Annotated in this window: 7 protein-coding genes and 1 pseudogene; 3 read left to right on the forward strand and 5 right to left on the reverse strand. The window is 70.9% G+C overall.

Annotated features, from left to right (window positions below; all coding sequences use genetic code 11):
• A pseudogene (locus ABZ318_RS37650) lies at positions 1-192 on the reverse strand (hypothetical protein); the annotation flags it as partial.
• Between the two features lie 191 nt (positions 193-383).
• Between ABZ318_RS37650 and ABZ318_RS37655 the strand changes: the two are divergent.
• A complete protein-coding gene (locus ABZ318_RS37655; protein ID WP_356906933.1) occupies positions 384-1643 on the forward strand; it encodes an SLC13 family permease in 1260 nt (419 codons plus the stop codon).
• A 4-nt stretch (positions 1644-1647) separates the two neighbouring features.
• The gene (locus tag ABZ318_RS37660) at positions 1648-2169 is read left to right on the forward strand and encodes a universal stress protein (protein WP_356906928.1); all 522 of its coding nucleotides are present in this window, start codon (positions 1648-1650) and stop codon (positions 2167-2169) included.
• An 85-nt stretch (positions 2170-2254) separates the two neighbouring features.
• Here the strand turns inward: ABZ318_RS37660 and ABZ318_RS37665 are convergent, their stop codons facing one another.
• The 4 genes from ABZ318_RS37665 to ABZ318_RS37680 all read right to left on the reverse strand — a co-directional run bounded on the left by ABZ318_RS37665 (position 2255) and on the right by ABZ318_RS37680 (position 7738).
• Positions 2255-4540, reverse strand: a complete 2286-nt coding sequence (locus ABZ318_RS37665; protein WP_356906934.1) for a glycoside hydrolase family 3 N-terminal domain-containing protein — start codon at positions 4538-4540, stop codon at positions 2255-2257.
• A 95-nt stretch (positions 4541-4635) separates the two neighbouring features.
• The gene (locus ABZ318_RS37670; RefSeq protein ID WP_356906929.1) at positions 4636-5454 is read right to left on the reverse strand and encodes a carbohydrate ABC transporter permease; all 819 of its coding nucleotides are present in this window, start codon (positions 5452-5454) and stop codon (positions 4636-4638) included.
• Entirely contained in the window at positions 5454-6401 is a 948-nt protein-coding gene (locus ABZ318_RS37675) for a sugar ABC transporter permease (protein WP_356906930.1), read from the reverse strand. The genes ABZ318_RS37670 and ABZ318_RS37675 overlap by 1 nt, the downstream gene beginning before the upstream one ends.
• A 29-nt stretch (positions 6402-6430) precedes the next feature.
• Positions 6431-7738, reverse strand: coding sequence for an extracellular solute-binding protein (locus ABZ318_RS37680; protein ID WP_356906931.1), 1308 nt, complete (start codon positions 7736-7738; stop codon positions 6431-6433).
• 151 nt (positions 7739-7889) lie between these two features.
• Here ABZ318_RS37680 and ABZ318_RS37685 point away from each other — a divergent pair, with 151 nt between their 5' ends.
• Positions 7890-8948 carry a LacI family DNA-binding transcriptional regulator gene (locus tag ABZ318_RS37685; RefSeq protein ID WP_356906932.1) on the forward strand — a complete coding sequence of 353 codons (1059 nt, stop codon included), beginning with the start codon at positions 7890-7892 and terminating at the stop codon, positions 8946-8948.
• Positions 8949-9192 lie beyond the last annotated feature (244 nt).

The following is a 9192-nucleotide window of genomic DNA, read 5'->3' on the forward strand; positions in this document are numbered from 1 at the left end:
CGTGTAGCCGCCGCCGCTCTTCACGGCCTTGATGTCGACGGGCGAGACGGCGTTCTTGGGGCCGATCTTCGTCTCGCAGGCGTAGTCGACGTCGAGGCCCCCGTCAGCAGGGCGGTGGAGAGACGTAACGACCGAGAGAGTGGCATGAACGGCTCCTGTGGGGTGCGGCCCCCTCTTTGGGAGCGCTCCCATATGATGGAAGGTCGAACGACGGTCGACGGGCCGGGGATCTGGAGCGCACAGTAGTGACGGCTGCCGACACCGTCAACGGGCGCCCGTCGGAAAGCGGTACCGGGTCAAGCCGTGGGCACCGGGAGCCAGCGGGGTAACGTTCGCGTGATGACACAGGCGGCCCGACCGCCGATACGCGGAAGGACCCGATCCTGAACCCCCAGCTCGCGGAGACGTTGTCCGCGGCTCTGCTCGTTCTCGTGCTGGCCTGCGCGGTCGTCCGCCCCTTCGGATGGCCGGAGGCGGTCGTCGCCGTCCCGGCCGCGGCGCTGGTGATCGCCACCGGGGCCCTCTCCTTCGACGACGCGCTGGCCGAGGCGGAACGGCTCGGGCCGGTGATCGGTTTCCTGGCGGCCGTCCTGGTACTGGCTCAGCTCTGCGACGACGAGGGGCTGTTCCAGGCGTGCGGGGCGTGGATGGCGCGTACGGCGGCGGGCCGGCCACGCCGACTCCTCGCCCAGGTGTTCCTGGCCGCGTCGGCGATCACGGCCGTGCTCAGCCTGGACGCCACGGTGGTGCTGCTCACCCCGGTGGTGTTCGCCACCGCGGCCCGGATCGGCGCCCGCCCCAAACCGCATGTGTACGCCTGCACCCACCTGTCGAACACGGCCTCCCTGCTGCTGCCCGTCTCCAACCTCACCAACCTGCTGGCCTTCACGGCGAGCGGGTTGAGCTTCACCCGGTTCGCCGCGCTGATGGCCCTGCCGTGGGCGGCGGCGATCGGCGTCGAGTACCTGGTCTTCCGGCGCTTCTTCGCCACCGACCTGGACGCCGGCGCGCAGGCCCCCGCCGCCGTCGAACCCCCGCCGCTGCCGCTGTTCGCCCTGGTGACCGTGGGATGCACGCTCGTCGGCTTCGTGCTGACCTCGGCGGTCGGCGTCGACCCGGCGTGGGCCGCCCTGGCAGGGGCGCTGGCCCTCGCCGTACGGGCCCTGATCCGGCGCCGCACCACGCCCCGGGCGCTGGTCCGCGCCGCCTCCGTGCCCTTCCTCGCCTTCGTCCTGGCCCTCGGGATCGTGGTCCTGGCGGTGGTGGACAACGGTCTCGACGACGCCCTGGGGCACCTGATCCCCGACGGCGCCGGCTTGCCGGAACTGCTCGCCCTCGCCGGACTGGCCGCCGTCCTCGCCAACGTCATCAACAACCTGCCCGCGGTCCTGGTACTCCTGCCGCTGACCGCCCCCTCGGGGCCCGGCGCGGTCCTCGCCGTGCTGCTCGGGGTCAACATCGGACCCAACCTCACCTACGCCGGCTCGCTGGCCACCCTGCTGTGGCGACGCATCGTCCACGCCCACGACGGCGAGGTGGAGCTCAAGGAGTTCACCCGGCTCGGCGTGTACGCGGTCCCCGCGAGCCTGGCCGCCGCCGTACTGGCACTGTGGCTCTCGCTGACCGTCATCGGAGGAGGCTGACCCCATGGCCGTGGTCGTCTGGATCGTCGAGGGCACCTGGCCCGCCTGTGTGGACGCCGCCCGCGCCCACACCCCCGCAGGCACCGACACCGTCCTGCTGCACGTCACCCCGGCCGACGTCCCGGGCGCGGCGCACGGAGCCTTCGCCGGACTCCTCGGCCGCGGCCACCCCGCGGGGCACCGCCCGGCCGAAGGCTGGGGCAGGGACCCCGGCACACGCCTGGAACACCTCGCCGCCGCCTCCGCGCAGCAGCTGCTCCAGGACGCCGCCGACCGCCTGGACCGCCCCTGCACCCGCACCGAGCGCACCGGACGGGTCGAGCACGAGGTCGTCGCCGCGGCCGAAGGCTGCGACCTGCTGATCCTGGCCCGCGACGGCGACCGCACCCACCTCGGACCGCACAGCCTCGGCCCCGCCGCACGCTTCGTCGTCGACCACGCCCCCTGCCCGGTCCTGCTGGTCTGGCCCGAACCGCCGCCGGGGCTGCCCGCCATGCCGCCTCCGCCCCCCGGCCCCACGGGCTGAGGAGCGACGAAGACGCGGACGTCCCGGGCGCCGAGACCGACCGCCCCGGGCGGGCGGCACCGGCCGTCACACCCGAGCGGTCGGTTCAGGCGTCCGGGAGGACCTCGAAGTCGGCATGCAGTCGTCGGTGGTGGTCCACCTGCCGCACCGGGCCGGTCAGGGTGACCCGGGCGACCAACCGCGGCGCCGTGCTGGAGGCGCTGAGCCTCAGCTCCACTTCCCCCGGTTCCACGATGCGCTCCCCGGTCCTGCCGGTGAACGACGCGAGGTCCGCGGGGACGACCGAGCGGATCCGCTTCCTCTCGCCCGGCGCCAGGTCGACACGCAGGTACCCGATGAGTCTCTGCACGGGCTGGACCACGGAGGCCACCGGGTCGTGCAGATACAGCTGGACGAGTTCGGTGCCGGCGCGGTCGCCGGTGTTCGCGACGGTGAGGGCGAGCCGCACTTCGCCGTCCGTGGGGACCTCGGTGTTCTCGACGTCCAGGCCGCTCCAGTGGAAGGTGGTGTAGGTGAGGCCGTGTCCGAAGCCGAAGGCCGGAGTCGGATCGATGCTGGAGGCCTCGCCCGCGTGTCCCAGGCGGGAGGCCAGATAGGTGGACGGCTGGGCACCCGGGTGGCGCGGCACGCTGACGGGCAGTCGGCCGCTCGGGTCGGTCCGTCCGCCGAGGACGGAGGCGATGGCCGCGGTTCCGGCCTCGCCGGGGAAGAAGGACTGCAGGACGGCGGCGGATTCGTCGGCCGCGCGGCCGAGCGCGTAGGGCCGGCCGGCCAGCAGGACCGTCACGACCGGTGTCCCGGTGTCGAGGAGGGCGTCGAGCAGCTGCTGCTGTGCTCCGGGGAGGACGAGGGACTCGGCGTCGCAGCCCTCGCCGCTGGTGCCCCGTCCGAAGAGCCCGGCGCGGTCACCGAGGGCCGCCACGACGATGTCGGCGCGGCCGGCGAGTTCGAGGGCCTCGGCGAAGCCCTCGGTCCCGGCGTCGTCGATGCCGGTTCCCCGTGCCACGAGGACCTCGGCGTCGGGAAACTCGGCCACGAGGGCCTCGCGCAGGGTGGGCAGGCCGATGCCGAGAGGGGTGTCGGGGTGCTGTCCGCCGACGTGGACGGGGAAGGAGTAGCAGCCGAGGACGGCCGTGGGAGTCTCGGAGTTGGGGCCGATCAGGGCGATCCGGCGAGGAGTTCGCGGGTCGAGCGGCAGGGTGCCGTCGTTGCGGAGCAGTACGACGGCCCGTTCGGCGATGCGGCCGGCCAGCTCGCGGTTGGCGGCCGGGTCCAGGTCGACCGTGCCCCGCAGGGCGTCGGGGTCGGCCGCGGTGTCGGCACCGCGCAGGGCCGGGGGGACCGGGCTCCAGTCGGGGTCGAGGAGCCCGAGCCGGATCTTCTGCAGGAGGACCCGCCGGACCGCGCGGTCCACGAGCTCTTCGGACACGTCTTCCTGCCGGACCGCCTCCAGGAGGGGGGCGCCGAAGGTCTTGACGGTGGGCAGTTCCACGTCGACGCCGGCGGCGAGGGCCGCCCCGGCCGCTTCGCCGAACGTGCCGGCGACGCCGTGCAGGATCTTCAGGAACGCGATGCCGAAGTAGTCGGCCACGACGGTGCCGGTGAAGCCCCAGGTGTCCCTGAGGAGTCCGGTGAGCAGTCGCTCGTCGGCGGCCGAGGGGATGCCGTCGGTGTCGGTGTAGGCGTGCATCACCGACCGGACGCCGCTCTCCCGGATCGCCATCTCGAACGGAGGCAGGACCACGTCGGCGAGCTCCCTGGCGCCCATGCCGACCGGGGCGAGGTTGCGGCCCGCCCGGGACGCGGAGTAGCCGGCGAAGTGCTTGAGGGTGGCGACGATGCCGGCGGACTCCAGCCCCAGGACGTAGGCGGTGGCGATCGTCCCGACGAGGTACGGGTCCTCGCCGATGGTCTCCTCGACGCGCCCCCAGCGGGCGTCGCGGACGACGTCGAGGACGGGGGCGAGGCCCTGGTGCACGCCGACCGCGCGCATGTCGCGGCCGATGGCGGCGGCCATCTCCCGTACGAGCGCGGGATCGAAGGTGGCTCCCCACGAGAGGGGGACGGGATAGGCGGTGGCGCCCCAGGCCGCGAAGCCCGCGAGGCACTCCTCGTGGGCGACGGCCGGGATGCCGAAGCGGTTCGCGGCGGTGATCCGCGCTTGCGTCCGCATCAGGGAGAGCGCGCCGAGCGCGGGGTCGACGGGCACGGTTCCGAAGGGCCGGGTCAGCTGGCCCAGCCCGTCGGGCAGCAGGTCGTCGAGCTCGACCGGCTCCTCCATGTCGTGCTGGTGCGGCGCCACCTCGGCGCCCTCGTCGGACGCCCCGACCCACACGCCGAAGAGCTGGGCGGTCTTCTCCTCGAGGGTCATCGCGTGGATCAGCGCGTCGGCACGAACTTCGGCGCTCAGCGCGGGGTCGCGCCAGGCGGGGTACGGGTCTTGGGGCTGGGTGGCCACGGTGCCGGTCATTTTCCTCCGACTCCCATCAGGCCCTGGACCAGGGCGCGACGGGCGAACAGGTAGACGAGAAGGATGGGGAGCATGGACAGGACGACGGCCGCGAGGAGGCCGGGGATGTCGACGCCGTGTTCCGTCTGGAAGTCGTAGAGGCCCATGGTGATGACCTTGTTCTCCGAGGACTGGGTGAGCACGAGCGGGAACAGGAAGCCGTTCCAGGCCTGGAGCGAGGAGAACACGACGATGGTGGACAGGCCGCTCTTCGAGAGGGGCAGCACCAGCTGCAGGAAGGTCCTCCACGGGGAGGCTCCGTCGACGGTCATGGCCTCGTACAGCTCGGGCGTGATGTCCCGCATGACGCCGGAGAGGACCAGGGTGCAGACGGGCATCGCGAAGGCGGCGGTCGGCAGGATGACGCCGACGAGGTTGTCGTAGAGACCGGCCTCGTCGATGAGGTAGAACATCGGGACGATCACGGCCTGGGAGGGGATGGCGAGGCCGAGCAGGAAGAGGCGGAAGACCCGGCCGGTGGCCTTGCCGTCGCTTCGCACGATGGCGTACGCCAGGGGCGGTACGAGCAGCAGGACGATGCCGACCACGCAGACGGTGACGATGACCGTGTTGAGGAGGTACTGAGCGAAGCCGCCGCCCAGGTCCTCGACGTAGTTGTCGAGGGTGAAGCGCTCGGGGAAGGCGAGAGGGCCGTTCGCCGCGTAGTCCGTCCGGGACTGGAAGGTGGCGACCAGCATGACGTACAGCGGCAGGCCGACCACGAACAGCCAGATCAGCGAGCCGAAACCGGCCAGGTAGTTGGGGCGGTCCTTCATCACACGCCCTCCATGGTGCTGCGCATCCTGTCGTAGCCGGTCAGGCGCACCATGACCAGGGAGACGAGGGCGGCGACGAGGACGAGGAGCAGCGCGATCGCGGAGGCCGTTCCGAAGTCGAAGCTCTTGAAGGCCTTCTGGTACATGTAGTAGGCGCTGTTCGTGGTGTCGGTGCCCGGTCCGCCCTGGGTGAGGATCAGGACGGTGTCGAAGGTCGTGAGTCCGCCGGCCACCATCAGGATCACCGAGGTCACGATGGTGTTGCGCAGTTGCGGCAGGGTGATGTGGAAGAACTGGCGGACCGTGCCCGCGCCGTCGATCCGGGCGGCCTGGTAGAGGACTTCGGGGACGGACCGCGCGGCGCCCTGGTAGATCAGGGTGTGCAGGGGGGTGAACTGCCAGGTGCTGACGAAGACGAGGACACCGAGGGCGCCGGCCTGTGTGCCGAAGAGGTTGCCGTCGCCGAAGAGCCACTTCGCCTGTGAGGGGACGCCGAAGTTGGGATCGAGCACGGCGCGCCACAGGACGGAGACGGCGGTGACGGACAGCAGGAGCGGGACGAAGTAGACGGCGGACAGGACGGCCCGGTTGCGCTGCCGGCCGGCGGCCCAGACGCCGAGCAGGATGCTGATCGGCGTCTGGACGACGACGCCGAGGACGGTGAGCAGCAGGCTCAGCCAGAGGCTCTTCACCATCACGGGGTCGTCGAGCAGTCGGCTCCAGTTGTCCAGCCCGGCGAACTCCGGGGAGCCGAGGCCGTTCCAGCGGGTGAAGGACAGGACGACGACCAGGACGAGGGGCACGAGGGCGAACAGGCCGAAGAAGACGGCGGCGGGTGCCGCCCAGACGGGGCCCGGGCGGCCCGCACCGGTCACGGGGCGGCCGGGCCGCCCGCGCCGGGCGGTCTTCTCGTCGCCGCCCACGGCGGGGGCTGTGGCAGTGGTCATGTCAGGCGTTCCTGGGGTCGGGCCGCGGTTCAGGCCGCGGGCAGGCTCTGCATGGCGGCGATGAAGGCGTCGGGGCCCGTCCCACCGTTGAAGAACTGCTGGACGGCCTGGTGGATGGTGGTGGTGGCCGCCGGGGGATAGGCCTGGTCCCAGGAGAGCTGGAAGGCGGGGGCCTTCTTCACCAGCTCGTACTGGTACGTCGAGTAGGCGGGGTTGGCGGAGCCGTCCAGGAACTTCGGGGTGTTGGTGGTGGTGGGCAGGTTCCCCAGACCGAGTTGGCCCTTGACGAACTCGTCCGAGTACATGAGCTTCAGGAACTCGGCCACGGCCTCGGGGTGCTCGGTGTTTTTCAGGACCGAGTAGAAGTTGTTGGTGTTGCCGGCGAGGTCGCCCGGATCGCCCTTGCCGCCCTCGACGGTCGGGAAGGTGCCGTAGCCGAGGTCGTTCTTCACGAAGTCCGGATAGGCGTCCTGGAGGGTGGAGTACTCCCAGGAGCCCATGAGCTCGAAGGCGGCCTTGCCGGTGGCGAGGAGGGCGGGCGAGCCGCCGTCGGTGAACTTGACCGAGTCGTAGTTGGTGCCGAAGCCGCCGGCGTCGATCAGCTCCTTGAGCATGCCGAGGGCCTTCCTGCTGTCGGCGCTCGCCCAGACGCTCTTGTCCCCGTTCACCGCCTTGTGGAAGAGCTCGGGTCCGGCCACCCGGTCGTAGACGTACTGGAACCACATCTGGGTGGGCCACTTGTCGCCGCCGCCGAGGGCGATGGGGGTGACGCCCTTGGCCTTGAGGGCCTTGACGGCGGCCAGGAGCTCGTCCCAGGTGTGCGGCGCGGTGACGCCGGCGTCCGCCAGGACCTTCTTGTTGCTGAACAGCAGGACGGGCTGGGTGCCGCGCATGGGTATGCCGTAGGGCTTGCCGTCGACGACCGCGGTGTCGAAGACCGACGGCAGGAAGTTGGACTTCAGGCCGGGGTCCTTGGCGATGAAGTCGTCGAGCGGCATGAGGAGGCCCGCGTCGACGTAGGGCTTGATGCTGCCGCCGCCCCAGTTGAAGAACACGTCCGGCGCCTGCTTGCCGCTGATGATCGTCTGCAGCTTGGACTGGTAGTCGGCGCCGGGGATGGTGTCGAGGACCGCCTTGACCTTCGAGGTCTTGTTGAAGGTGTCGACGAGCTGCTTCTCCACCTTGTTGGTGGCATCGCCGTACACCAGCACGTGGATCTCGTCCGAGCCGCCTCCGGCGGAACCCCCCGAGCCGCCGCACGCCGCCAGGGACAGGACCATGGCCAGCGACGCCCCACCGACGACAGCGGTTCTCAGGAGCCGTACGTGCCGCTTCATCGCCTCACCTTTCGAAAGAGTTTCGACACTTCAATCGAAACTTCATGCCGCCGGACGCTAGGGTCGTGGTGGTGAACCGGTCAATCCCTCGGCGGAGAGTTACCAAAGCGTGACTATGTAGAGGCGCGGAGTGGTGCTTTATGCTGCGCAGATGCGAGATGGCGAGGAGAACGGGCGGATCACGCTGGCGGAGGTGGCTCAGCAGGCCGGGGTGTCGCTTTCGACAGTTTCGAAAGTCCTCAACGGCCGACAGGACGTGTCGGCGGCTACGCGCAGCAAGGTGGAGCGGCTCCTCGAGGCGCACTCCTATCGGCGCACCACCCGTGTCTCCAGGGAGGCGCCCCTCATCGAACTCGTCTTCCACGAGCTCGACAGCGCCTGGTCCATGGAGTTGATCCGGGGGGTGGAGAACCTCGCCAAGGCCCACCGGGCGAGCGTCGTGCTCACCGAGAGCGGCACGCGGCACGCCCCGGCGCCGGACTGGATCGAAGGAGTGCTGCAACGTCGGCCGATCGGCGTGGTCCTGGTGTTCTCCTCCCTCCCCGACGCCGTCAAACGGCAGCTCGACGCGCGGTCGATCCCCTTCGTGATCGTCGACCCGGCAGGGGATCCCGAACCGGACGTGCCGTCCGTCGGCTCCGCGAACTGGTCCGGCGGCGTCGCCGCGACCCGCCACCTCGTCGACCTCGGGCACCGCCGCATCGGCATCGTCACGGGGCCCGAGGACATGCTGTGTTCCCTGGCCCGGCTCGACGGCTACCGATCCGCACTGAACATGGCCGGCCTGGACCACGACGCCTCCCTCGTCCGGTTCGGCGACTTCCACGTCGAGGGCGGATACGCGCGGGCGATGGAACTGCTGCGGATGCCGGACCGTCCCACCGCCGTCTTCGCCGGAAGCGACCTGCAGGCGCTCGGCGTCATGGAGGCCGCCCGGGTGTGCGGGCTGCGCGTCCCCGAGGACCTGTCCGTCGTCGGGTACGACGACGTGATGATCGCGCGATGGTCGAGCCCACCGCTCACCACGGTCCACCAGCCGCTGCGCGAGATGGGCGAGGAAGCGGTTCAGATGCTGCTCCGCCTGCGGGCGGGGGAGCCCTCGGTGACACGCATGGAGCTCGCGACCAGCCTCGTCGTCCGGAAGAGCACCGCCCCACCGCCGGCGCGGACGAAGACGGCCTCGCCCCCGCCCGCACACGGCGCTCGGTGAGGGATGCCGGCCGGCGGTTCACCCGCCCGGGACCGGCGGACACCTCCTTCACGGCATGTTCGTAGACGCCCAGTCGGTGCGCTCGCCTTGAGTGTTAACGCTCACAACTTTCGGCTCATTTCCCCATGACCGGCTCGCTGCCCTGCATCAAGAACGGGTAACTCCCGTGCGACCCCTTGAGTTACGTCTCTGTTAGCGCTCACAATGTGTCGCATTCGGCAGCCCGCCGCTCGTCGGGGCCGAC

Source organism: Streptomyces sp. NPDC006197, from assembly GCF_040613865.1.
Lineage (GTDB): Bacteria > Actinomycetota > Actinomycetes > Streptomycetales > Streptomycetaceae > Streptomyces.

Coding starts and splice junctions, on each gene's coding strand:
- ABZ318_RS37670 (WP_356906929.1), bottom strand. CDS start 5,454: ATGAAGGACCGCCCCAACTACCTGGCCGGTTTCGGCTCGCTGATCTGG.
- ABZ318_RS37685 (WP_356906932.1), top strand. CDS start 7,890: ATGCGAGATGGCGAGGAGAACGGGCGGATCACGCTGGCGGAGGTGGCT.
- ABZ318_RS37660 (WP_356906928.1), top strand. CDS start 1,648: ATGGCCGTGGTCGTCTGGATCGTCGAGGGCACCTGGCCCGCCTGTGTG.
- ABZ318_RS37665 (WP_356906934.1), bottom strand. CDS start 4,540: ATGACCCTCGAGGAGAAGACCGCCCAGCTCTTCGGCGTGTGGGTCGGG.
- ABZ318_RS37675 (WP_356906930.1), bottom strand. CDS start 6,401: ATGACCACTGCCACAGCCCCCGCCGTGGGCGGCGACGAGAAGACCGCC.
- ABZ318_RS37680 (WP_356906931.1), bottom strand. CDS start 7,738: ATGAAGCGGCACGTACGGCTCCTGAGAACCGCTGTCGTCGGTGGGGCG.